This is a genomic window from Pseudomonas sp. CFII64 (genome assembly GCF_000416235.1).
Classification (GTDB): domain Bacteria; phylum Pseudomonadota; class Gammaproteobacteria; order Pseudomonadales; family Pseudomonadaceae; genus Aquipseudomonas.
Genome location: NZ_ATLO01000003.1, coordinates 97,644 through 123,075, shown reverse-complemented (window position 1 = coordinate 123,075; position 25,432 = coordinate 97,644). Strand labels below are relative to the sequence as shown.

The window sequence follows — 25,432 nt, the reverse complement described above, 5'->3', positions numbered from 1 at the left end:
TGTTTTTTTCAGGATCTACCCCCATCTTGAATTCAAGCTCATTCAACCTGTCACGGCCGCTTGGCCGCCGTAGAGGCGAAATCATGAAAACGACCATTGAATTGCCTCTCTTGCCATTGCGTGATGTTGTGGTTTATCCGCACATGGTTATCCCGCTGTTCGTGGGGCGCGAGAAGTCTATCGAAGCCCTTGAGGCCGCGATGACCGGCGACAAACAGATCCTGTTGCTCGCGCAAAGAAATCCTGCTGATGATGATCCTGGTGAAGACGCTCTTTATAGCGTCGGCACCATTGCAACCGTATTGCAGCTGCTCAAATTGCCCGATGGCACCGTCAAGGTGCTGGTGGAAGGCGAGCAGCGCGGCTCGGTCGAACGCTTCATGGAAGTCGATGGTCACTGCCGCGCAGAAGTCGCGCTGATCGAAGAAACAGACGCCCCTGATCGTGAGTCCGAAGTCTTTGTACGCAGCCTGCTGGCGCAGTTCGAGCAATATGTCCAGCTGGGCAAGAAAGTCCCGGCTGAAGTGCTTTCTTCGCTTAACAGCATCGATGAGCCGGGTCGCCTGGTGGATACCATGGCGGCGCACATGGCGCTGAAAATCGAGCAGAAGCAGGAAATTCTCGAGATCATCGATCTGGCTGCCCGTGTCGAGCACGTGCTGGCGCTGCTGGATGCCGAGATTGACCTGCTGCAGGTCGAGAAGCGTATCCGCGGTCGCGTCAAAAAGCAGATGGAGCGCAGTCAGCGCGAGTACTACCTGAACGAGCAGATGAAGGCCATTCAGAAAGAGCTCGGCGACAGCGAGGAAGGTCACAACGAAATCGAAGACCTGAAAAAGCGTATCGATGCCGCTGGCCTGCCAAAAGACGCACTGACCAAGGCAACTTCGGAGCTGAACAAGCTCAAGCAGATGTCGCCGATGTCGGCTGAAGCCACCGTGGTTCGCTCGTATATCGACTGGCTGGTTCAGGTGCCGTGGAAGGCCCAGAGCAAGGTTCGCCTTGATCTGGCCCGCGCGGAAGACATTCTCGACGCCGATCACTACGGCCTTGATGAAGTCAAGGAACGCATTCTCGAATACCTCGCCGTGCAAAAGCGCGTGAAGAAGATTCGTGGTCCGGTGCTGTGTCTGGTGGGGCCGCCTGGTGTGGGTAAAACCTCGCTCGCCGAGTCCATTGCACACGCAACCAACCGCAAATTTGTGCGCATGGCCTTGGGCGGCGTACGTGACGAAGCCGAAATTCGTGGTCATCGCCGGACTTATATCGGTTCGATGCCAGGAAGATTGATTCAAAAGATGACAAAGGTTGGGGTGCGCAATCCGCTGTTCCTGCTCGATGAAATCGACAAGATGGGCAGTGACATGCGCGGCGACCCGGCTTCGGCATTGCTTGAGGTGCTCGATCCGGAGCAAAACCACAACTTCAACGACCATTACCTGGAAGTCGATTACGACCTGTCCGACGTAATGTTCCTGTGTACCGCGAACTCGATGAACATTCCTGCGGCGTTGCTGGACCGGATGGAAGTCATCCGTCTGCCTGGCTACACCGAAGACGAGAAGATCAACATCGCCGTCAAATACCTTTCGCCCAAGCAGATTCAGGCCAATGGCTTGAAAAAAGGCGAAGTGGAATTCGACGAGGAAGCGATTCGCGACATCATCCGTTACTACACCCGTGAAGCGGGCGTGCGTAGCCTTGAGCGCCAGATTGCCAAGGTCTGCCGCAAGGCGGTCAAAGAGCACGCGCTGGAAAAACGTTTTGCAATTCGTGTCACGGCCGAAATGCTTGAGCATTTCCTCGGTGTGCGCAAATTCCGCTACGGCCTGGCTGAGCAGCAGGACCAGATCGGGCAGGTGACCGGTCTGGCGTGGACGCAAGTGGGCGGCGAATTGCTGACCATCGAAGCGGCGGTCGTGCCGGGCAAAGGTCAGCTGATCAAGACCGGATCGCTGGGCGATGTGATGGTTGAATCCATCACGGCGGCTCTGACCGTGGTGCGCAGTCGCGCGAAAAGTCTCGGGATTCCTGTGGACTTCCACGAGAAGCGCGATACGCACATCCATATGCCGGAAGGCGCGACGCCCAAAGATGGTCCTAGCGCAGGCGTAGGCATGTGCACGGCCCTTGTTTCAGCGCTGACACAGATCCCTGTGCGCGCAGACGTGGCCATGACGGGCGAAATCACCCTTCGTGGCCAGGTTCTGGCGATTGGCGGTCTCAAGGAAAAACTCCTGGCTGCGCACCGTGGCGGTATCAAAACGGTGATCATTCCGGAAGAAAACGTCCGTGACCTGAAAGAGATTCCAGACAACATCAAGCGTGACCTGCAGATCAAGCCGGTTAAATGGATTGACGAAGTCCTGCAAATTGCGCTGCAATACGCGCCGGAGCCCTTGCCGGATGTGGCTCCGGAGATGGTTGCGAAGGATGAAAAGCGCGAGTCTGACTCTAAGGAAAGGATTAGCACGCATTAGTCTGGGCGGCCTTCCTTGACAGCTTTTTAGAGCCCTTGTTATAAAGCGGCTCTTTTAAGCTTCTGCAAGCCGTTCAGCGTTCGTTTTGCTTTACCAAAAAAACTTAGAAACATACTCAATATAGATATAAGGGGACTTAGAGTGAACAAGTCGGAACTGATTGATGCTATCGCTGCATCTGCTGATATCCCGAAAGCTGCTGCCGGCCGTGCGCTGGATGCAGTAATCGAATCCGTCACTGGCGCTCTGAAGGCTGGCGACTCCGTTGTACTGGTGGGTTTCGGAACATTCTCCGTGACTGATCGTCCAGCACGCATCGGTCGCAACCCTCAGACCGGTAAGACACTGGAAATCGCTGCTGCTAAAAAACCAGGTTTCAAAGCCGGTAAAGCCCTGAAAGAAGCTGTCAACTAAGTTCTCAAAGCCTTTGCCCAACCGAAGCAGAACTATTCTGCCTCGGCAGCGGAGCGGTAGTGCGGTCGGTTTGAATCCGGCCTGACACACCGGGGTCGCAAGTAGCTACCCCGTCCGCTTCGCCCGTTACGAGAAGGCGCATCCTCGGATGCGCCTTTCTTCTATCCGCTTTCTACCCACGCTCCGCGGTTGGATAGTCAGTACAACCGTTTTGGGGGACGCATGCTGCAGAACATCAGGGACAATTCACAGGGCTGGATTGCCAAGACCATCATCGGCATCATCATTGCCTTGATGGCTTTGACTGGATTCGATGCCCTTTTTTCGGCGACCAGCACCAAGCAGGACGCCGCCAAGGTCAATGGTGATGAAATCACCAAGACTGAGCTGAGTCAGGCGATCGACATGCAACGTCGCCAGCTCATGCAGCAGTTGGGCAAGGATTTCGATCCTGCTCTGCTCGACGAGAAAATGCTGCACGACGCTGCCTTGAAAGGCTTGGTCGACCGCAAGCTGCTGTTGCAAGGTGCCGACAAGGCGAAGTTCTCCTTCTCGGAAGCTGCTTTGGACCAACAGATCCTGCAGACGCCCGAGTTTCAGGTGGACGGCAAATTCAACGCAGATCGTTTCGATCAGGTGATTCGTCAGCTGGGCTTCACCCGTATGCAGTTCCGCCAGATGCTGGCTCAGGAAATGCTGATCGGTCAGGTGCGCGCCGGTGTTGCAGGCAGTGCCTTTGTGACCGACGCTCAAGTCGAAGCTTTTGCCCGTCTGGAAAAACAGACCCGGGATTTCGCAACGCTGACGCTGGCGGCCGATGCCACAGCAGCCAAGGTCACCGACGACGAGATCAAGGCGCATTATGATGAGCACGCCAAAGAGTTCTTGAGTCCGGAACAGGTCGTGCTTGATTACGTCGAGCTGAAGAAGTCTTCCTTCTTCGACAAGGTGCAGGTCAAGGACGAAGATCTCCAGGCGGCTTATCAGAAAGAGATCTCCAATCTGGCCGAGCAGCGTCGCGCGGCGCATATCCTGATCGAAGTCAGCGACAAGCTGAACGAAGAACAGGCCAAGGCGAAGATTGAAGAAATCCAGCAGCGTCTGGCCAAAGGCGAAGATTTCGCGGCTCTGGCCAAGGAATTCTCCCAGGATCCGGGTTCGGCATCCAAAGGTGGTGATCTGGGTTACGCAGGCAAAGGTGTTTACGACCCGGCCTTTGAAGAGGCGCTGTATGCCTTGAACAAAGACCAGGTATCGGCGCCGGTGCAAAGTTCGTACGGTTGGCATTTGATCAAGTTGCTGGGTGTGGAAGCACCGTCGGTGCCTACGTTTGCCAGCTTGAAGGGCAAGCTCACCAACGACCTGAAATCCCAGCAGGTTGAGCAGCGTTTCGTGGAAGCAACCAAGCAGCTTGAAGATTCGGCATTCGAGTCTTCCGATCTGGTGCAGCCAGCGCAGGATCTGGGTTTGAAAGTCCAGACTACCGCTCCGTTTGGTCGTGAAGGCGGCGAAGGGCTGACGGCTAATCGCGCAGTGCTGCAGGCTGCGTTCAGCCCGGAAGTGCTGGAAGAAGGTTCCAACAGCAACGCGCTGGAACTGGACCCGGAAACCGTGGTGGTCGTGCGCTCCAAGGAGCACCGTCAACCTGAACAGCTGCCGCTGGAAAGCGTTGCCAGTGTCATTCGCGCGCAGTTGATCAAGGAACACGCCAGCTCCGCAGTCAAGGCCAAGGGCGATGCGCTACTGGCCGGCTTGCGCGATGGCAAGGTTCCGGTGGCCGCCAAACAGGATGGTCAAAGCTGGAAGGTCATGGAAGCGGTGACTCGCAGTCAGGAAGGCGTTGAGCCAGCCGTACTGCAGGCGCTGTTCCGCATGCCCAAGCCTGAAGGCAAGGACAAACCGGCTTTCACCAGTCTGATGCTGGCTGATGGCAGCTATGTGGTTGTGCGCCTCAACGGCGTCAATCAAGCAGCTGCGCCATCTGAAGAAGAGAAAACGCAATACCGTCGTTTCCTGGCATCCCGTGCCGGTCAGCAGGATTTTGCTGCTTACCGCGCGCAACTGGAAAGCAAGGCGAAGATCGAACGCTTCTGATGGTTTGATCTGACGATAAGAAAGAAGGCCGCTCATTGAGCGGCCTTTTTTTTTGCGCGTTTTCCCGTCCTGAATAAGGTTTACACCTATTTGCGGATCAAAACGCCTATCGAGGACAATTCCTTTCCACAGAAAGTACGCGTTGCTTTGGTGGGAGAGGACTTGTCCTCGAAGAGATTGGCGGGCAATGAAGTGCTATCAGGTAGATTGAGGTTCGCCGGGCTGAATCATCGAGGACAAGTCCCCGCATAGGACGGGACAGCACGCACAAAAAAGCCCGCGACTCTTGCGAGCTGCGGGCTTGGGTAACGCGACGAAGATTACTCTTCGAGGTTGCCCATCGCGGTGGTGTTGAAGCCGCCGTCGACGTACATGATTTCGCCGCTGATGCCGGACGCCAGGTCCGAGCACAGGAACGCGCCGGCATTGCCGACTTCATCGATGGTCACGTTGCGACGCAGTGGGGTCTGCGCTTCGTTGGCCGCCAGCATTTTGCGGAAGTTCTTGATTCCGGAAGCAGCCAGGGTGCGGATCGGGCCAGCCGATACGGCGTTAACGCGCGTGCCTTCCGGGCCAAGGCTGCCAGCCAGATAACGTACACCCGCTTCCAGGCTGGCCTTGGCCATGCCCATCACGTTGTAGTTGGGCATGGTGCGCTCTGCGCCCAGGTACGACAGGGTCAGCAGGCTGCCATTGCGGCCTTTCATCATTTCGCGGCCGGCCTTGGCCAGGGCCACGAAGCTGTAGGCGCTGATGTCGTGGGCGATGCGGAAGCCTTCGCGGGTGGTGGCCTGGGTGAAGTCGCCGTCGAGCTGGTCGCCCGGTGCGAAGCCTACGGAGTGAACGATCACGTCCAGGCTGTCCCATTTCTTGCTCAGTGCTTCGAAGACCTTGGCGATCTCTTCGTCGCTGGCGACGTCGCAAGGGAAGCACAGTTCAGGGTTGGAGCCCCAGCCCGCGGCGAATTCTTCGACACGACCTTTGAGTTTGTCGTTCTGATAGGTGAAGGCAAGCTCTGCACCCTCGCGATGCATGGCGGCAGCGATGCCGGATGCGATGGACAGTTTGCTAGCGACACCGACGATCAGGACGCGCTTACCGGCGAGAAAACCCATGTGTTGTTCCTCTTCAGGTTAATCGACAGCTACCGGCGCCAAAAAGGCGGCTTCCAGCAGCTGCTGTGTATAAGGATGTTGAGGTGCGGCAAAGATAGCTTGCGCGTCACCCTGTTCGACCACTTGGCCCTGCTTGACCACCATCAATTGATGGCTAAGCGCTTTGACGACCGCCAGGTCATGGCTGATAAACAAATACGTCAGGTTGTACTTGGTTTGCAGTGACCGCAGCAGCTCCACTACTTGACGCTGGACTGTCCGGTCGAGCGCCGAAGTGGGCTCGTCCAGCAAAATCAGCGCCGGTTTTAACACTAATGCCCGGGCGATGGCGATTCTCTGCCGCTGCCCACCGGAAAACTCGTGGGGGTAGCGGTGCCGGGTTTCCGGATCCAGACCGACTTCCCTGAGCGCCGCGATGATCGCCATCTCCTGCTCGGCAGCGGTGCCCAGGCGATGGATACGCAAGCCTTCGCCGACGATTTCACTCACTGACATGCGCGGGCTCAGGCTGCCGAACGGGTCCTGGAACACCACCTGCATCTGTCGGCGCAACGGACGAATCTCCTGCTGCGACAGGCAGTCTAGCGTCTTGCCCTGAAACCGTATGACGCCCTGGCTACCGATCAGCCGGAGAATCGCCAGGCCCATGGTCGATTTACCCGAGCCGCTTTCGCCGACAATCCCCAACGTTTGCCCTTGAGGCAGACTGAACTGAACGCCGTCCACCGCCTTGACATGATCCACGGTCCGTTTGAGCAGACCTTTCTTGATCGGAAACCAGACCCGCAGGTCCTCCACTTCCAGCAATGGCGCGCCGGCCGGATTGTCCGCCGGACCGCCGCTGGGCTCCGCGCTCAGCAAAATTTTCGTGTACGGATGCTGAGGTGAACGGAACAGCTCCTCACAGGATGCTTGTTCGACGATGCAACCGCGCTGCATGACACATACGCGATTGGCTATTTGCTTGACCACGTTCAAGTCGTGGCTGATCAGCAGCAGCGCCATGCCCAGCCGCGCCTGCAATTCCTTGAGCAATTCGAGGATTTTCAGCTGCACCGTGACGTCCAGCGCGGTGGTCGGCTCGTCGGCGATCAACAGCTCAGGCTCGTTGGCGAGGGCCATGGCAATCATCACACGCTGGCGCTGGCCGCCTGAGAGCTCGTGTGGCAGGGCTTTGAGTCTTTTTTGCGGCTCGGGTATGCCTACCAGCTCCAGCAGCTCCAGAGTGCGGTATGTGGCCGCCTTGCCCATCAGGCCTTTGTGCAGGCCGAGCACCTCGTTGATCTGCTTTTCGATGGATTGCAGTGGGTTGAGCGAGGTCATCGGCTCTTGAAAGATCATGGCGATTTTATTGCCACGGATCGCCCGCAGTTTTTTCTCGCTCAGGGTCAGCAGATCCTGACCGGCATAACGAATGGTGCCGCTTGGGTGACGGGCGAGCGGGTAGGGCAGCAGGCGCAGGATCGAATGCGCCGTCACGGATTTGCCGGAGCCACTTTCACCCACCAGCGCGAGGGTTTCGCCACGGCGGATATCAAAGTTGATGCCTTCGACCACGCGCTGACAGCCTTCGCCCGCCACGAACTCGACGGCCAGATCGCGGATCTCGATCAGATTGTCATTGTTCATCTCATTTCCTTGGGTCGAAAGCGTCGCGGGCGGATTCACCGATGAACACCAGCAGGCTGAGCATCAAGGCCAGCACGGCGAAGGCGCTGATGCCGAGCCACGGGGCCTGCAGGTTGGATTTGCCCTGTGCCACCAGTTCGCCCAGTGATGGCGAGCCAGCTGGCAAGCCGAAGCCAAGGAAATCCAGCGCCGTCAGGGTGCCGATGGCGCCGGTCAGGATGAAGGGCATGAACGTCATGGTCGAGACCATGGCGTTGGGCAGGATATGGCGAAACATGATCGCGCCGTTCTCCATGCCCAGCGCCCGGGCGGCGCGCACGTATTCCAGGTTGCGCCCACGGAGGAATTCGGCGCGCACCACGTCCACCAGACTCATCCAGGAAAACAGCAGCATGATGCCCAGCAGCCACCAGAAGTTGGGCTGGACGAAGCTGGCGAGAATGATTAGCAGATACAGCACCGGCAGTCCCGACCAGATTTCCAGGAAGCGCTGCCCGAGCAGGTCGACCCAGCCGCCGTAAAATCCCTGTAAGGCACCGGCTATCACGCCGATGATCGAACTCAGGATGGTCAGAGTCAGGGCAAACAGCACTGACACCCGAAAGCCGTAGATGACTCGGGCCAGCACATCGCGACCCTGGTCATCGGTGCCGAACAGATTCTCGGCCGACGGTGGCGCGGGTGCCGGCACTTTCAGGTCGTAATTGATGCTCTGGTAGCTGAACGGAATCGGCGCCCACAACACCCAGCCGTTTTTGGCAGCCAGCAGTTCCTTGATGTACGGGCTCTTGTAGTTGGCTTCCAAGGGGAATTCCCCGCCGAACGTGGTTTCCGGGTAACGCTCAAGCACCGGAAAATACCAGCTGCCGTCGTAGCGCACGGCCAGCGGTTTGTCGTTGGCGATCAGTTCCGCGCCAAGGCTCAGGCCGAACAGAATCAAGAACAGCCATAGCGACCACCAGCCTCGCTTGTTGGCCTTGAAACGTTCGAAGCGGCGACGATTCAGAGGAGACAACTTCATATCAATGTTTCCTGCTTTCAAAGTCGATGCGCGGGTCTACCAGCGTGTAGGTGATATCGCCGATCAGCTTCACCACCAAACCCAGCAGGGTGAAGATGAACAGCGTGCCGAACACCACCGGGTAATCACGGTTGATGGCCGCCTCGAAACTCATCAGGCCCAGGCCGTCCAGAGAGAAAATCACTTCCACCAGCAGCGAGCCGGTGAAGAAGATGCCGATGAATGCCGACGGGAAGCCGGCGATCACCAGCAACATGGCGTTGCGAAATACATGGCCGTACAGCACGCGATGGTTACTCAAGCCCTTGGCCTTGGCAGTGATCACGTACTGCTTGCCGATCTCATCAAGGAAGCTGTTTTTGGTCAGCAAGGTCATGGTGGCAAAGTTGCCAATTACCAGGGCGGTAACGGGCAGCACCAGGTGCCAGAAGTAATCGAGGATCTTGCCGCCGGTGCTCAGTGCGTCGAAATTGTTCGAGGTCAGGCCGCGTAACGGGAACCAGTCCAGGTAACTGCCGCCGGCGAACACCACGATCAACAGAATCGCGAAGAGGAACGCCGGAATTGCGTAACCCACGATGATCAGCGAGCTGGTCCATACATCGAAGTGACTGCCGTGCCGGGTCGCCTTGGCGATGCCCAGCGGGATCGACACCAGGTACATGATCAGCGTGCTCCATAACCCCAGGGAAATGGACACCGGCATTTTCTCGACAATCAGATCGATGACTTTGGCGTCCCGAAAGAAGCTGTCACCAAAATCCAGGTGCGCGTAGTTCTTGACCATGATCCACAGACGTTCCGGCGCCGACTTGTCGAAGCCATACATGTGTTCGATCTCTTTGACCAGGCCGGGATCCAGGCCTTGGGCGCCGCGATAGGTCGAGCCCGCCACCGAAACTTCGGCACCGCCACCGGCGATGCGGCTGGTGGCGCCCTCGAAACCTTCGAGTTTGGCGATCATCTGTTCCACCGGACCGCCCGGCGCTGCCTGAATGATCACGAAGTTGATGAGCAGGATGCCGAACAGGGTAGGAATGATCAGCAGCAGGCGGCGGAAAATATAAGCCAGCATCTCAGCGCTCCGTACTGGCAGGCGCATCGCCTGATTGTTGCGGCACCGCCGGACGGGCGTCAGGTTTGTACCACCAGGTGTTGGTGCCGATGTCCGATAGCGCTTTTACGCCGGGATGGGCGATGTGATCCCAATACGCGACCCGCCAGGTCTTGATGTGCCAGTTCGGCAGCACGTAGAAACCCCAGAGCAGCACCCGATCCAGGGCGCGTGCGTGGTCCACCAGGCTCTGGCGGGAGTCGGCGTTAATCAGGCCGTCCACCAGGCTGTCCACCGCCGGGTCTTTGAGGCCCATGAAATTGCGGCTGCCGGTCCGGTCGGCGCTGACGGAGTGAAAGTACTCGCGTTGTTCATTGCCCGGCGAGCTGGACTGGGGAAAGCTGCTGACAATCATGTCGTAGTCCCGGGAGCGCAGGCGATTGATGTATTCCGATGCGTCGACCCTGCGGATGGTCAGTTCAATGCCCAGATCGCTGAGGTTGCGCTTGTAGGGCAGCAGGATGCGTTCGAATTGGGTCTGGGCCAGAAGAAACTCCAGTTTCATCGGGTTGCCTTCGGCATCGCTCATCTTGTCGTTCTTGATGGTCCAGCCAGCCTCCTGCAATAACTGGAAGGCACGCCGCAATTGAGGACGAATCATGCCGCTGCCGTCGTTGACCGGAAGTTCGAACGGTTCGCTGAACACTCGCTCGGGGATCTTGCCGCGCAAGGGCTCCAGGAGTTTCAGTTCCTCGGCGGAAGGCAGGCCGCTGGCGGCCATTTCCGAGTTGTCGAAATAGCTCTTGGTCCGGCTGTACGAACCATTGAACATTTGTTTGTTGGTCCATTCGAAGTCCAGCAGCAGGGTCAGCGCCTCACGCACCTTGGGATCCTGAAACAGCGGGCGACGCAGGTTCATGACAAAGCCCTGCATGCCTTGCGGATTGCCGTTGGGCAGTTCTTCCTTGATCAGACGGCCTTCGCGAACTGCGGGGGTGTCATAGGCGGTTGCCCAGTTCTTCGCGCTGGTTTCCAGCCAATAGTCAAATTGTCCGGCCTTGCCAGCCTGCAGGGCCACGTCCATGTCCCGGTAATAGTCGTAGCTCATCACATCGAAGTTGAACTGCCCGCGGTTGATGGGCAGGTCTTTGGCCCAGTAGTCCTTGACTCGCTCGTAACGCACCGAGCGGCCGGCGTTAACCTCGGCGACCTTGTAGGGGCCGCTGCCCAGCGGAAAATCGAGGTTGCCCTTGGTGAACTCGCGGGTCGCCCAGAAATGTTTGGGAAGCACGGGCAACTGGCCGAGGATCAACGGCAACTCCCGGCTCTGATTGTCCTTGAACTTGAAAAGCACCCGCAGCGGATCCTCGACGACCACCTTGTCGACTCCGGCGTAATAAGCCCGGTACATCGGGGTGCCGTCCTTGATCAAGGTATTGAAGGAGAACTCCACGTCTTCGGCGCGGATCGGGTGGCCATCATGGAAGCGTGCCTGCGGACGCAGGTAAAAGCGCACCCAGCTGTTATCCGGAGCCTTTTCGATCTTGCCGGCAATCAGACCGTATTCGGTCATCGGCTCATCCAGGCTGGAGCGGGCCAGTGTGTCGTAGATCATGCCGACGTCATCGGCGGCCGTGCCCTTGTTGATGAACGGATTGAGGCTGTCGAAGCTGCCGAATCCCGCCTGGCGGAAGAGTCCGCCCTTGGGGGCGTTGGGGTTGACGTAATCGAAGTGGGTGAAGTTGGCCGGGTACTTTGGCGCTTCGTCGTACATGGTCACGGCGTGCAGAGGCTCTGCTTGAGCCGTGCAGGCCAGACTGGCGAGGAAAAGGCCGCCAGCCTGCATCAGCAGGGAACGCAAAACGGTCATTGAGTCTTCTCCAGGGGCTTGAGCCACCACGCGCGCAACCCCAACGTATAGGGCGGGGTGGTGACCATGGCGAACCGGTTGCGGTACGCCAGGCGATGATTGTTGAGGTACCAGTTCGGAATACTGTAATGCTGCGACAGCAGAACCCGGTCCAGTGCGCGGGCGGCGGCAATCTGGGTGTCGCGGGTCTGCGCGGCGAGTAGCTGATTGAGCAGGCTGTCGACCACCGGATTGGCAACGCCGGCGTAATTCTTGCTGCCGGTAATCGCCGCCTGGCTGGAATGGAAGTATTGCCATTGTTCCAGGCCAGGGCTGAGGGTCTGGTTCAGGGTCATGAGGATCATGTCGAAATCAAACTGATCCAGGCGCTGTTTGTACTGGGCGCGATCTACTGTGCGCAGCCGCGCGTCGATACCGATGCGCCGCAGGTCTTCGATATAGGGTTGCAGAATGCGTTCGAGGTTCGGGTTGACCAGCAGGATCTCGAAGCGCAACGGCTGGCCAGCACGGTTCATCAAGCGCTGATCCGCCAGCTTCCAGCCGGCCTCGCCAAACAAGCCCAGGGCCTTGCGCAAGGTTTCCCGGGGAATGCCGCCGCCATCGGTTTTCGATACCGCGAAGGGTTGGGTGAACAGGCTCGGCGGCAGTTGCTCGCGGTACTGGGACAGCAGCAGCCATTCCGCGCCCGTCGGCAAGCCGGTAGCGGAGAACTCGCTGTTGGGGTAGTAGCTGGTCGAGCGCTTGTAGGCGTCGCTGAACAGCGTGCGATTGGTCCACTCGAAGTTGAACATCAAGCCCAGGGCTTCGCGGGTTTTCACGTCGGCGAAGGTGGCGCGCCGGGTATTCATGAACAAACCCTGGGACTGGGTCGGGATCTTGTGCGCAATTTGCGCCTTGATCACCTCGCCGGAGGCCACGGCCGGGAAGTTGTAACCGGTGGCCCAATTCTTGGCCTGATGCTCGATATAAATATCGAACTCGCCCGCCTTGAAGGCTTCGAAGGCCACATCGCTGTCGCGGTAGAACTCGACTTCGACCCTGTCAAAATTGTATTTGCCGCGATTGACCGGCAAGTCCTTGCCCCAGTAATCCTTGACCCGTTCGAACACCAGTTGGCGACCGGGCTGCACGCGCGTGATGCGGTACGGCCCGCTGCCCAGCGGCGGTTCATAAGTGGTGGCCTTGAAGTCGCGGTCTTTCCAGTAGTGTTGCGGCAAAACGGGCAGCTCGCCCAGACGCAGAATCAGCAGGGGGTTCCCGGCGCGTTTGAAGACGAAGCGAATGCGATGTCGATTGAGGATGTCGACCCGCTGCACTTCCTGCAACGCCGTGCGGTATTGCGGGTGGCCATCTTTGAGCAGCGTGCGATAGGAAAAGGCTACGTCATAGGCGGTAATCGGCTTGCCGTCATGGAAGCGCGCCTGGGGGCGCAGATTGAACACTACCCAGCTGCGATCTTCGCTGAACTCCACGCTCTGTGCGATCAAACCGTAACTTGAGGTCGGCTCGTCCCCCGAAGGGTCATACTGGCCGGTGCCGACCATCAGCGGTTCATTCAGCTCGTTGACGCCGTATTGCAGGAAGTTACCGGTGGAAATCGGGCTGCTGCCCTTGAAGGTGTAAGGGTTGAGCGTATCGAATGTGCCAAAAGCCATCATTCGTAAGGTGCCACCCTTCGGCGCCTCGGGATTAACCCAGTCGAAATGCGTGAAGCTGGCCGGATACTTGAGCACGCCAAATTGCGCATAGCCGTGGCTTTCGCTGATGGCTGCGCAGACGGGAAAGCTCAAGGCCAGACTAATAAGTAGCAGGAAGGGACGTATCACGATCCAGACGGCTTGGGCTTTAGGTCGGTAACAGTAACAGCTTGTATCGGCAGGAAAAAGACTACGGCCCAAAGGGTTGAGTCCCACGCCCTTTGCTCCCATCAAACAAAAACCAATCATTTGAAGTGGAAACCGTATTCGTTGGAGCGAGGCTTGCCCGCGAAGAACCGTAACGCGGTGTATCTGGCTCACCGAGGCGTTTGATTCGCGGGCAAGCCTCGCTCCAACGGGGTCTGGACGGGTGGGCTCAATGCGGCAGATAAACCGTCAGGGTCTGGCCGGGCTTGAGTGCTGAGCCCGTGCGCGGGTTCCAGCGCTTGAGGTGTTGCATCTCGACGTTGAAGCGCTTGGCGACCAGGTACATCGAGTCGCCTTTCTGGATCTTGTACTGCATGGATTTCTTGTCAGCTTCCCTGGCGCCGGGCTTGGCTTTGGTGCTGGCACTGGCGACGACCTTGCTTCTGGCTTTGGTCTTGTCTTCCATGATCAGCGTCTGGCCGACTTTCAGGCCTTGCCCGGACAGCTTGTTCCAGTGCTGCAAATCCTTGACGTCGACCTTGTTCGCCTTGGCGATCATGGTCAGATTTTCGCCGGGTTTGACTTTGTAGCTGCGGCTGCGAAGCGGCTTGTCGTTGCGGGTCACTTCTTCGAACACCGGTTGCGCCGGACTCATGCCTGGCTGCGTCGGAATGGTCAATGCCTGACCAACACGCAGGTTGTTGCCGGCGATCTTGTTGCTGCTCTTCAACGAACTGACCGAAACCTGATAACGGCTGGCGAGACTGGCAAGGGTATCGCCGGGACGCACGCGGTATTGCTGCCAGTCGACCAGTTCCTGAGGCTTCATGGTCGACAGGCTGGCAGTCAGCAGCTGAGCCTTGGACGTTGGCACCAGCAAGTGCTGCGGGCCGTCAACGGTCATGCGCTTCTTGAAGGCCGGGTTCAGCTGAAACAATTCGTCCTCGTCGATGTTGGCCATGGCGGCGACCTTGGACAGGTCCATGCGCTGGTTCAGCTCGACGACTTCAAAGTAAGGGCGGTTGGCAATCGGGTTCAGGTTTACCCCGTAGGCTTCGGGCGCCAGGACCACCTGGGACAGCGCGAGCAGCTTGGGCACGTAATCCTTGGTTTCCTGCGGCAATGGCAGGTTCCAGTAATCGGTCGGCAGGTTGAGCTTGTCGTTGCGTTCAATGGCGCGGCTGACCGTGCCTTCGCCCGCATTGTAGGCGGCCAGGGCTAGCAGCCAGTCGCCGTTGAACATGTCGTGCAGCTTGCTCAGATAGTCCAGTGCGGCAACGGTCGAAGCCTGAACATCGCGGCGGCCATCGTAAAAGCTGGTCTGACGCAGGTTGAAATAACGACCGGTGGACGGGATGAACTGCCACAGGCCGACCGCGCTGCTGCGGGAAACGGCCATCGGGTTATAAGCGCTTTCGATGACTGGCAGCAGGGCCAGTTCCAGCGGCATGTTGCGCTCTTCAAGACGCTCGACGATGTAGTGCATGTAAAGGCTGCCACGCTCACCGGCGTTCTCCAGGAACGATGGGTTGTTGGCAAACCACAGGCGTTGTTGATCGATTCGCGGGTTCAGGTCGTTGCCCTGTTGCAACTGAAAGCCTTGACGCATGCGCTCCCAGACGTCTTGCGCTGGCGCAAGTGGCGTGGGCTTGTGGCTGAGAAATATCGGTTTTGGCTTGATCCCCGCGGCCAGGGTCGGCGCGCGATGGGTGCTGCTGGGCTCGATATGGCTGGTGGTTTGACAGCCCGCGAGTGTAGCGCTCACGGCAACAGCGATAGCCTGAGCCAACCGGGTCAATGCGTCTGAATTGAGGGTTCTGCTTATGGATGACGACATTGGCTGGGGGATAGTTCCAGGCGAAAATGTCGGGCGATTCTAGGAACAGCCCTGCCAATGGTCAACCATTCAGAATTTTGTTACCGATTTTCGCGTTGCTTAGAACTTATCTTTCCAGGCGCGTAATGCAGCAAAAACCGCGCTCGGCGACTGATTGGAGGTTCCCGTCCGTTCGTCAGCTTTTTCTTTAACAGATGTTTCATTAGTGCGGATAAAGGGGTTGGTCAAGCGTTCCAGGGCTAGATTTGATGGCAGGCTGATGCGGTTTTCGCTACGCCATTGGCTGACTTGGGCAAGACGTTCGGCGATGTCGGTGTTGTGCGGTTCCACGGCCTGGGCGAAGCGCAAATTGCTCAAGGTGTATTCGTGAGTGCAGTACACCAGCGTGCTGTCCGGGAGTTGGGTCAGGCGGCCAAGGGAGTGATGCATCTGTTCCGGCGTGCCTTCGAACAAACGTCCGCAGCCGGCGGCGAACAACGTGTCGCCGCAGAACAGTAGCGGCGCTGGAGTCTGCTCGTGGTAGAAAGCAATGTGGCCGAGGGTGTGGCCCGGCACCGCATAGACCTCGAAGTCCAGCCCGAGGACGTTGATCCGGTCGTTATCGACCAGTGCCACGTCGCGTGCCGGGATGTTCTCAGCCGCCGGTCCGAGGACTCGGGCTCCGGTGACCTGTTTAAGCTGGGCAACGCCGCCCACATGGTCGTGGTGATGGTGGGTGGCCAGAATGTCGGTCAGTTGCCAATCGGAATGCTGTTCAAGCCATTCCAGCACCGGCGCCGCATCGCCCGGATCGACCACGGCACAGCGTTTGCTGGAAGGATCTTGTAACAACCAGATGTAGTTGTCGGTGAAAGCGGGCAGGGCATCGATCTGTATCATGGCTCAGTTCGCTTAGCGGGAAACAATGGTGCATCTTAGAGTCTGATTACGTTCGAGGCGAGCATCCCCTCAGGAGAACTGAAATGACCGATGAAGCTTTCGCTCAGGCCGATCCTGAGTGGCTGGCGCTGATCAGTTCGGCGCGTGAGTGGTTGTCCGGGCCTTTGGGCCAATTATTGCTGCAGGAAGAACGTCGCGTACTCGAAGACGAGTTGGGACGTTATTTTGGCGGTTATCTTGTGCATTACGGGCCGTCTGCCGAGACGCCGCCCGCTGCCGAGCAAGTGCAGCGCAACGTACGCCTTGGCGCGCCGCTGCCGGGTGTCGAGATCGTGTGTGAAGAGCAGGCCTGGCCGCTCAGCGAGCATGCCGCTGATGTAGTTGTCTTGCAGCACGGGCTGGATTTCTGTCTGTCGCCCCATGGTCTGTTGCGCGAAGCCGCCAGCAGTGTGCGCCCCGGCGGTCATCTGCTGATTATCGGCATCAACCCCTGGAGCGCCTGGGGATTGCGCCATGCGTTTGCGCAGGATGCACTGCGCAAGGCGCGTTGCATTTCCCCGTCGCGGGTCGCCGACTGGCTCAATCTGCTGGGCTTCGCGCTGGAGAAACGGCGCTTCGGATGCTATCGTCCGCCGCTTGCTTCAGCGGCCTGGCAGGCTCGACTTTCTGGCCTCGAACGCCTCGGCGGCGGTTGGCAAAGCCCCGGCGGCGGCTTCTATTTATTAGTGGCGCGCAAGATGGTGGTGGGGCTGCGGCCCGTGCGCCAGACCCGCCGTGAACCCTTGGGCAAGCTCATTCCGCTGCCCATGGCGAAGGTCAATCGTTGCAGTAGCGAGCCCTAGGCTGTGCTGAAGCCCACTCTTTTCCGGAAAAAGTTGTAATGAGCGAAAGCGTTGAGATCTTCACCGATGGGGCCTGCAAGGGTAATCCTGGCCCAGGCGGCTGGGGCGCACTGCTGGTGTGCAAGGGCGTCGAAAAGGAGCTGTGGGGCGGCGAAGCCAACACCACCAACAACCGCATGGAGCTGACAGGCGCGATTCGCGGCCTTGAAGAACTCAAGCGTTCCTGCGACGTGACCCTGGTGACCGACTCGCAATACGTCATGAAAGGCATTACCGAGTGGATGGTCAACTGGAAGAAGCGCGGCTGGAAGACCGCCGCCAAGGAGCCGGTGAAAAACGCCGACCTCTGGAAATTGCTCGATGAACAAGTCAATCGACACACTGTGACCTGGCAATGGGTGCGCGGACACATTGGCCATTACGGCAATGAGCGTGCCGACCAGCTGGCCAATCGCGGTGTCGACGAAGTGAGAGGCATCAAACATGCGTAGTGTTGTACTCGACACCGAAACCACCGGCATGCCGGTCACCGATGGCCACCGGGTCATCGAGATCGGTTGCGTCGAGCTGATCGGCCGTCGTCTGACCGGTCGGCATTTCCACGTTTACCTGCAACCGGACCGCGAAAGCGACGAAGGTGCGATCGGCGTTCACGGCATCACCAATGAGTTTCTGGTGGGCAAGCCGCGCTTCGGCGAAGTGGCGGATGAGTTCTTCGAATTCATCAAGGGCGCGCAGCTGATTATCCATAACGCCGCGTTCGACATCGGTTTCATCAATAATGAGTTCGCCCTGATCGGTCAGACCGACAAGGCCGATATCGCCCAGCATTGCACGGTACTCGACACCTTGCTGATGGCCCGTGAGCGCCATCCTGGCCAGCGCAACAGCCTTGACGCCTTGTGCAAACGCTATGGCGTCGACAACTCCGGTCGTGAATTGCACGGCGCGTTGCTCGACTCCGAGATTCTGGCCGACGTTTACCTGACCATGACTGGCGGGCAGACCAGCCTGTCGCTGGCCGGTAACGCCACAGACGGTAACGGTTCCGGTGAAGGTTCCGGCAATAACGCCAGCGAAATCCGTCGCCTGCCGGCGGATCGCACGCGTTGCCGGGTGATCCGCGCCAGTGAAAGCGAACTGGCCGAGCACGACGTGCGTATGTCGGCCATTGCCAAATCGGCAGGCGCGCCGGCGTTGTGGGTGCAATTGCAAGAAGCTCGAGACCAGGCTTCAGCGTGATCTATTCATTCAGCGTGGCGATGTGATGACCTTGCCTGATACAGCGGCAAATCCCGCCCTGAGCATTCGGGTAGCAGACGAATGTTTCGAGGATTACATCCTCAACAGCGAATTTACCTTCACTGTCAGCGGTTTCGCCTTGGCGCAGGTGGGGCAAAGCGTCGAGCGCTGGGAGATCAGCCCGGTCGAGCCTTATTCAAAGAACTACGGCATTGATTCCCAGGAGTTCTGCGATTATCGCGACGCAGCGGACAGCACCGTGTTGGTCGCGTGGCTTGAAGATCGCGCGGTGGGACACGTCGTGCTGAGCAAGCACTGGAACGGTTTTGCCCATGTTGACGAGTTGGCGGTGGATATTTCAGCGCGTCGCAACGGGGTTGCCCGAGCGCTGCTGGACGTCGCGCAGTTCTGGAGTCGCAAACAGGACTTGCCCGGCATCATGCTGGAAACCCAGAACAACAATCTGGCTGCCTGCAAGTTGTACGAGCGCTGCGGGTTCGTTGTCGGCGGGGTCGATCACATGCGTTATCGCGGCATTGACCCGCAAACCCGGGAAGCGGCGATATTCTGGTACTTGCTGTTCAATGATGCGGTTACCGATGTTGATATCAGCAACGACCAGCGATCAACCTGAACAGCCGCTTGCGCTCACGATAAAACGAGGCGATCAAGCGACCTCAGGCCGAGTATTACTTGGTACGGGTCATTTCCACACCGGACTGAAGCAGCTGAAAAACATCTCCGCCCAAGTGTTTTACCCGATCACCGATTGCCAGGCGATACGTTGATACAGGCTCCGTGCCACCAGCCTCCGAGGGCTGTGATTCCTGGAACTCATGCACGGAGTAGACGCGGCCTTCGGCGTCCCTTGCATGAAATTGTCCGACGAGAACTGAAGCCATTTGCTTTGTAACCTCTGAAGATAACCGCTCATTTACTGCTGCATGCTAACACCGCGCGCCGACAATCTGCGTCGGCTTGTAAGCCGAGTCGCAAGAAAGGTTTATGGCGTTGGCACTCAAGCCTTGTAGACCGCTGTTTTCGCAGGGAGTTTTCTGGCCGGAAAAAAATAGTTCGAGGGGCTTTCTCCCGGAACCCAATGGCCGTTGGCGAAAAAAATTGGCACATTCAAACAAGTTAAAGCCGGTTTTAATCCGCCACTTCATCTATAACTACTGGCTCTTTGAATTCGTAAAAGGAAATCTCCATGAGTCAGGTTTATTCGGTCGCTGTTGTGGTGGGCAGTTTGCGTGCGGACTCCATTAACCGAAAAGTGGCGCAGGCGCTCGCTGCGCTGGCTCCGGCGAATCTGCAGTTGAAGATTGTCGAGATCGGCGATTTGCCGCTGTACAACGAAGACATCGATACCGCGACGTCCACGCCTGAATCTTACGCTGCATTTCGCCAGCAGATCGCCGCAGCCGATGCGGTCCTGTTTGTGACTCCGGAATACAACCGCTCGGTTCCCGGAGCCTTGAAAAACGCTATCGACGTGGGCTCCCGGCCTTACGGCAAGAGCGCCTGGAGCGGCAAACCGGGCGCGGTGATCAGCGCATCGCCAGGAGCCATTGGCGGGTTTGGCGCCAACCACCACCTGCGCCAGTCCCTGGTGTTCCTCAACGTTCCTTGCCTGCAACAGCCGGAAGCCTACCTGGGCAACGCGGGCACGTTTTTCGACGCCGCCGGAACCCTCTCCGAACAGACCAAGCCTTTCCTGCAAACCTTTATCAACGCCTATGCGGCGTGGGTCGAGCAGAATAAAAAAGCCTGAAATCCAGTTGTGGCTGCGAGATAGAGCACTGCTTTATATAGCGCAGCCCACCTGAGTCCCGCCGATAAGCTCCTTTGTTTCAGCTTGTGCCTCGTCATGGATGGCACCGGCTGGCGTCAGACAAGGAGACTTATCATGTCAGCTTCAACTTCGCCTTATTTCCATCCCGCTCCGCTGAGGGAGCGACTTGCTCGCGATGTTGCGGATGCCTTCGGCAACGAATATATCGATGTTGAGGAGCACCTCTGGCTGGAGAGGTTGTTCCGCCGGCCCGTGGTGGAGTCGGCGGTCCTGGATTTCCCGCGCCTGGATCACCTGGCAACCGATGACGGTTTGCCGACAACGGCCGAGATGACCGGCGCATTGCTGATCAGTCACAGGTCCGGCAATGATCAGCGCGTGTACCTCAGTACTTTGATGTATGGCCTTGAGCGATTCGACAATCGCACGCAGTTGCAGAGTCGCCTGGCTCAATTGTGTCCCGTCCTGGCCAATACGCGGCCTGCGTATGAGTATCAGCTGGTCGATGACATGTTGTTCAACCAGCGAATGTTGAGAATCATTGAGCAACAGGCGGATCACCTTGGATCATTGACTCGCCACCTGCAGCAGCTGCCCTGTTTGCGCACTGCCATGCGGCACGTGTTGGCACAACAGCTCGCCAGCGCGTTTAGCGGGATGTCGAGCAGCGCAATGACCCGCACGCGGGTGCAGGTGATTGAAACGGGGACGCACGGCACCAACGATGACTCAAGCAGCACTGTTGTCTACGTGCACAGTCTGCTGGACGCGATGACGCAAGCGCTGACCGCAAACACCTTGCCTGCCGGACAGAGCAGGGCGTTTCTTGATTCCAGCGGCCAGCGGGTTGATGCGACCCGCGCCGCGCATTATGAAAAGGCGCTGACAGATGCCGCGACTCATCTGAAAGACAGCTACGAATGCTTGCTCAACAACGTTGTGCGCGAGACGCGATTTGAAGGTTTGACCCTCAGGGAGCGTGTCTCTGCGGCGCTGGCTGAAACCTTGCGCCAGCACCTATTGGCACAACGCCAGGACGGTTCGCTGAGTCTTGAAGAATTTGGGTTCCTGGCGGCGCTGCTGCAGCCGAGTGCCAAGCGCTCCGAAGCTGACGATAGCACTCTGGTGCAAAGGCTCTGCGTTGTCGGTGTTCACCAGTCATCGCTGAAGTTGGTCAGCCCGCTGCTGGTTGACTTCAGTGCCGAAGGTCCGCCGGAGCTCATGCTTTACTCACCGCTCAAAGGCCTGCGTCGTTTCTCCACGATGCAGGCGGTCAACGATCATTTCTCCACCGAAGCGGGTCGCGATGAGCTCAAGCATTATCTGTCGCTGGACGATCTTGCCTGGCTGCCCGACAACGGCCCGTTGCGCCTGCAGGCTTACCCGCTGGAACACGCCTTCGCAGACGAACGAGTCGACGCAGTTCTGGCTTTGCAGCAGCGGAATCTGGAATTTGTTCTGAGCAAATCTTTGCGGGATATCAACGAAGCCGGGGCGATGATCGACGATGCGCTGGATATACGTCGCTTAATCGACTGTCGATTGCTGCATGCCGACACTGGCGGACGATGGTCCGACGACGATTCTGCTTTCTTCGACAAGTGGCCGTCGATCTTTCCCACAAATACAGTCCCAAACCTCGCCACACTTTCTCCCGTTTCGGTAGCCGCTACCTGGTTTGAACAGTTGAGTTCGCTGGAGAGCCAGGCGCAGTTGCTGGCTGATCTTGATCCTGATATCGAAGTCTGCATTCGTCAGGCCTTGAACAATTATCTGGCCGTGGTGCTCGCGGCGCCTGTGGATGCCGCGAACGTCCGGGTGCAATGGGAACCCGCCCAGCGTTTCAAGCTGACCGACCTGTTGCTGGAACGATTGAGCGGGCACAGGCTGGCGCCGTTGCCCGACAACTGTGTGGCGTTTTTCGAGCCGGCCCAAGGCCAGTCGGGTTCATTGGATCGTTTACGCCCCGCGATCCTCAACCATATGCTGAGCCGCATCGAGACAGACTTTGTCGAGGGTTATCTACAGCAACTCGGTCGGTCTCATATTCAGCCCGTTCGCAAGGCTGACAGGCAGTTTGATACCGGCGCGATGTCGCACGGGATCCTTTGGCACCTATTGAGCCTCAGTTGCGAGGTTGTCGAGCGTCGAGGCGGTTTCAGTCAGCAGCTATTGGCAATGGTGCGGCAGGTCCTGAGTTTTCCTGAGCGCGCGTTGCGTGATCAGTTCGGCGACTTCGAGACGCAAATCTGTGCAGTGTCTCTGCAGTACGACCCGGCATTGCCCGCCCTCGCAATGTCTGACGCGTTCTTGTTGCGACGGCCGTCACGTCCCGAGGATGGCGTGGTGTTCTGGTCAGCTCTGGGTGGACTGCAAAAATCAACTGCCGCCACGCGCATTGAAAAAGGCCTGAATGCCAGACTGGCCAGACCTGCGACCCGGGAGCACTGGCTTGGATTATTTGCCGAGCCAGACCAGGCGCTGCTTCGAACCTGTCTGCAACGACCTTCCAAGCCACGGCTAAGCTTGACACTCAGGCCCATTGAGGAGGATTTGTTTTCGGCCTTGCAACGAGGCGGATGTTATCGCCAGCAATGCGATGTCAGACAAGGCTGGCAAATTGCGAAGAAATGTCGGATGCCCGCTGCGGTACTGATCAGCTTCCTGCGCCGGATACAGGCGGATCATTGGCGGCTGCCGGCGCTTGATCTGGCGATGATCGACATGCAGATGGTGCGCTTTCTGGCACAACTGCCTGCCTGGCTGAGGGACGCGAAAGACACCGACAGGCTTGCCTTTGGTCAAATGCTGCGACGGTATGCTCTCAATATCGACCCGGCAGAAGACTTCCTCGCCGGCATACCCGTACTCCGCGCGTTCGCTCGCGAGTCGCTGCTTGCAAGGCTGAAAACGGAAGTCCCGGAGTATCAACTCGACCCGGATCGCATCCTGATCACGGTGACCCGATATGTGCCTGGGCTGGTGGCGCTGGGTGAAACGCCGTCTTCACTGCCCGCCGCGACAATCGTCAACCGCGAAACCCTTACCGAATACGCGCTGAATCATTTCGTCGACATCCAGGACGCGACGGTTTCTGTGGTCCTGCCGGACGATATGCAGCCCTCAGACCGGTTGACCGCCAGCTATTTTCAGACGCTGGTTCGGGAACTCGATATCGGCATGCACTATCAGGCGCTACTCGAAGACACGCTGAACGAGAGCCATAAGGATTTCCCGCTGCGTCGTCAGCGCTACATCGCTCAGGCGCCGTCTCGAATGCTTCTGACCGCGCTCCAGATGAAGTTGCAAAACCAACTGAGCCAGACTGCTTATGACTATCTGGAAAACCTGTTGGACATGCCGGACAGCCTCGCCCGACAGCCCGCCCACGGGCAGGACATCACCTTGCGGCCACTGCAGTTGATCCCGGCAGCGGATATGCACGCGGATGCTGCGGCCGGAATGTTTCTGATCGGCCCTCGAGATATCACTCAGGGGCCGGTTATCCTGCATGCGCTGTTCAGCGAGCTTTATCTGATCAAGGAGTATGCGGATCAAGCCGCCTTCCTGGCGGATTTACGGCAAGCATCGACGCTACAGGAACTGGTGCTGAGCCGCGTCAGTCCGCAGTTGCGCAGCCGTTATGACAACGGCGGCTTTATCGAGGCGCACATTCCGTTCAGTACGGAGAGCTTTTACGATGTCCCGTTCTACCGCAGAAGTTCGGTCGGACTGGCGGATGTGCCGCACGAAGGTAACGTGCTGCGGTTCCTGTTCGATGAAACGGTCTGGAGTATTAAAGACATCAGCAAGAAGCAGTCGGTGACCACGGCTCAGGCCGACTGGCGCTCATTTGTCCATCTGATGTCCCTCGCGGCCGATCAGGTTTTGTCGTTCGTGCCTGGCAAGATTGGCTTCATGATCGCCGCCTGGCAGAGCCAATCGCTGTTCAAAGAGTCAGTGGAGGCTGTCTACGCGCGCAATTGGGGCAAGGCGGTCTCTGAATTTTCTGCGGCATTGGGCATGCTGGTCTCGTCGCGGCACACGCTGGAGGAGGGCCTGACCGAGGACAACCCTGCAAGTGAACCGACCAGCAACCAACCGGCGGCTCCAGAGTTCACGTGGCGTAACTCCCAGCTGACGCCAGAGCTCCGGGCTCGCTTGCGAGCGTTCGAAGCGCACGACGTCGTGTTGGGGGATCTGCAAAAAGACCTGCTGTTCAATCTGTACCAGCATCCTGTCAGCGGCAAGCGTTATGCGGCGGTCGCAGGCCAGGTTTATCAGGTGGAGTCCGCCTCGGGCCGGTGGTTTATTGTCGGGAAGACGGGCGTCGGACCGAGGATCAAGCTAAACCCTCGCGAGCAGTGGGAGCTTGATATTGACTGGGGCCTGCGCGGCGGTGGCGGTCTGGTGACACGTTTCAGAACACTGCGTACCGACGTCGCTGCAGAAGAAGTCATTGCCATCGAAGCCCGGGGGATCAAGGACATCCGCCGCCTCTACAGAAACCGGGCGTTGCTGATCGATGAGAGTCGCCGACAGGCTAGCCGGTATGCCGAAGATTGTCTTTTCAACCTGGCTCCCGTAGGTCCTGACGGCAACCTGGCGGTGGAGGCCCGACAGGTGCTGCTGGATTTCTTTGGCGTGCAAAGCCCCAGCCCCGAGTTGATCGCAGCGATACACACAATGGTGACGGATCTTTACCTGGGCATTTGTGATCCGTCGCTTTCCCCGTTCTCGTCCACCCGCTACATCACCGGGACCAATAAGCCTGGCGCCGAGGCCACTCTGGCGTTTGTTTTGAAAAATGATCCGCAGAAACGTATCTACCTGACCGAGCGCTTCTTTGAAACGCCGCCCTTTCGACTCAAGCCTGTGCAGCCGGGGCAGGGCGGTTTCAACGTTGGGGCGCATTATCGAGCCGCCTCGTTTCTCCATGAGTTATCCCATCTGGTCAACGATACCCATGACATCGCCTATGTCGAATCCGGCGCACCGTTTCGCGATTTGCTGGCCGAGCCTGATTCGCCCGAGGATACGTTTAATGCGGATCTTGAGTTCATCCAGACCCGTACCCTGTCCCACAAAGCCGCCCCTGAACATCTGTTTGTCAGGTACGACAAGACAGTTTGGCGTGATCTCAATGACTGGGACGGCGAGGGGAAAGAGGCCGTGCTGCGAGTAACCGGGCAGCCGACGCTGGAGCAGGCGCGCACGGTATTTCTCAATGATGCCGGGAAGCGCAGCCAGGTTATCCTCAATAACGCTGATTCGGTTGCCTTGTTGATCATGACCCTGGGCCGCCGACGTTTCACTTGA

The 25,432-nt window shown here is 58.3% G+C and carries 18 protein-coding genes; 9 read left to right on the top strand and 9 right to left on the bottom strand.

Features of this window, described 5'->3' with window-relative positions:
• The first annotated feature begins 83 nt into the window (after positions 1–83).
• From lon to CFII64_RS00500, 3 genes are all read left to right on the top strand, one after another.
• Positions 84–2,480, top strand: coding sequence for an endopeptidase La (gene lon, locus CFII64_RS00510; RefSeq protein WP_020288777.1), 2,397 nt, complete (start codon positions 84–86; stop codon positions 2,478–2,480).
• A gap of 141 nt (positions 2,481–2,621) precedes the next feature.
• Complete coding sequence (locus CFII64_RS00505) at positions 2,622–2,894, top strand: HU family DNA-binding protein (protein ID WP_002552737.1); 273 nt, start codon at positions 2,622–2,624, stop codon at positions 2,892–2,894.
• Positions 2,895–3,116: 222 nt separating this feature from the next.
• Positions 3,117–4,988 (top strand): SurA N-terminal domain-containing protein, encoded by a 1,872-nt coding sequence (locus CFII64_RS00500; RefSeq protein ID WP_020288776.1) that lies wholly within the window; start codon positions 3,117–3,119, stop codon positions 4,986–4,988.
• Between the two features lie 320 nt (positions 4,989–5,308).
• Here the strand turns inward: CFII64_RS00500 and fabI are convergent, their stop codons facing one another.
• The 8 genes from fabI to gloB form a co-directional block, all read right to left on the bottom strand.
• Entirely contained in the window at positions 5,309–6,103 is a 795-nt protein-coding gene (gene fabI / locus CFII64_RS00495) for an enoyl-ACP reductase FabI (protein ID WP_020288775.1), read from the bottom strand.
• Between the two features lie 18 nt (positions 6,104–6,121).
• On the bottom strand, positions 6,122–7,732 hold the full coding sequence (locus CFII64_RS00490) for an ABC transporter ATP-binding protein (protein WP_020288774.1): 1,611 nt from the start codon (positions 7,730–7,732) through the stop codon (positions 6,122–6,124).
• A gap of 1 nt (position 7,733) precedes the next feature.
• The gene (locus tag CFII64_RS00485) at positions 7,734–8,753 is read right to left on the bottom strand and encodes an ABC transporter permease (protein ID WP_020288773.1); all 1,020 of its coding nucleotides are present in this window, start codon (positions 8,751–8,753) and stop codon (positions 7,734–7,736) included.
• 1 nt (position 8,754) lies between these two features.
• Positions 8,755–9,828, bottom strand: a complete 1,074-nt coding sequence (locus CFII64_RS00480; protein ID WP_020288772.1) for a microcin C ABC transporter permease YejB — start codon at positions 9,826–9,828, stop codon at positions 8,755–8,757.
• A 1-nt stretch (position 9,829) separates the two neighbouring features.
• Positions 9,830–11,677, bottom strand: a complete 1,848-nt coding sequence (locus CFII64_RS00475; RefSeq protein ID WP_020288771.1) for an extracellular solute-binding protein — start codon at positions 11,675–11,677, stop codon at positions 9,830–9,832.
• The gene (locus tag CFII64_RS00470; protein WP_020288770.1) at positions 11,674–13,503 is read right to left on the bottom strand and encodes an extracellular solute-binding protein; all 1,830 of its coding nucleotides are present in this window, start codon (positions 13,501–13,503) and stop codon (positions 11,674–11,676) included. The genes CFII64_RS00475 and CFII64_RS00470 overlap by 4 nt, the downstream gene beginning before the upstream one ends.
• Positions 13,504–13,750: 247 nt before the next feature.
• Positions 13,751–15,358, bottom strand: a complete 1,608-nt coding sequence (locus CFII64_RS00465) for a lytic transglycosylase domain-containing protein (RefSeq protein ID WP_044901058.1) — start codon at positions 15,356–15,358, stop codon at positions 13,751–13,753.
• Positions 15,359–15,457: 99 nt separating this feature from the next.
• Positions 15,458–16,237 carry a hydroxyacylglutathione hydrolase gene (gene gloB / locus CFII64_RS00460; protein ID WP_020288768.1) on the bottom strand — a complete coding sequence of 260 codons (780 nt, stop codon included), beginning with the start codon at positions 16,235–16,237 and terminating at the stop codon, positions 15,458–15,460.
• Positions 16,238–16,320: 83 nt separating this feature from the next.
• Between gloB and CFII64_RS00455 the strand changes: the two genes are divergently transcribed.
• Genes CFII64_RS00455 through CFII64_RS00440 form a run of 4 tightly spaced genes read left to right on the top strand, consistent with a single transcriptional unit; the run spans position 16,321 to position 18,955 of the window.
• Positions 16,321–17,079 carry a methyltransferase domain-containing protein gene (locus CFII64_RS00455; RefSeq protein WP_020288767.1) on the top strand — a complete coding sequence of 253 codons (759 nt, stop codon included), beginning with the start codon at positions 16,321–16,323 and terminating at the stop codon, positions 17,077–17,079.
• A gap of 38 nt (positions 17,080–17,117) precedes the next feature.
• Positions 17,118–17,570, top strand: a complete 453-nt coding sequence (gene rnhA / locus CFII64_RS00450) for a ribonuclease HI (protein WP_020288766.1) — start codon at positions 17,118–17,120, stop codon at positions 17,568–17,570.
• Entirely contained in the window at positions 17,563–18,321 is a 759-nt protein-coding gene (dnaQ, locus tag CFII64_RS00445; RefSeq protein ID WP_020288765.1) for a DNA polymerase III subunit epsilon, read from the top strand. The genes rnhA and dnaQ overlap by 8 nt, the downstream gene beginning before the upstream one ends.
• A gap of 25 nt (positions 18,322–18,346) precedes the next feature.
• Complete coding sequence (locus CFII64_RS00440) at positions 18,347–18,955, top strand: GNAT family N-acetyltransferase (protein ID WP_020288764.1); 609 nt, start codon at positions 18,347–18,349, stop codon at positions 18,953–18,955.
• A 55-nt stretch (positions 18,956–19,010) separates the two neighbouring features.
• Here the strand turns inward: CFII64_RS00440 and CFII64_RS00435 are convergent, their stop codons facing one another.
• The gene (locus CFII64_RS00435; RefSeq protein WP_020288763.1) at positions 19,011–19,223 is read right to left on the bottom strand and encodes a hypothetical protein; all 213 of its coding nucleotides are present in this window, start codon (positions 19,221–19,223) and stop codon (positions 19,011–19,013) included.
• A gap of 305 nt (positions 19,224–19,528) precedes the next feature.
• Between CFII64_RS00435 and CFII64_RS00430 the strand changes: the two genes are divergently transcribed.
• Together CFII64_RS00430 and CFII64_RS00425 are read left to right on the top strand one after the other, a co-directional pair.
• Positions 19,529–20,092: an NADPH-dependent FMN reductase gene (locus tag CFII64_RS00430; RefSeq protein WP_020288762.1), complete on the top strand. Its 564-nt coding sequence runs from the start codon at positions 19,529–19,531 to the stop codon at positions 20,090–20,092.
• A gap of 135 nt (positions 20,093–20,227) precedes the next feature.
• Positions 20,228–25,432, top strand: a complete 5,205-nt coding sequence (locus tag CFII64_RS00425; RefSeq protein WP_020288761.1) for a dermonecrotic toxin domain-containing protein — start codon at positions 20,228–20,230, stop codon at positions 25,430–25,432.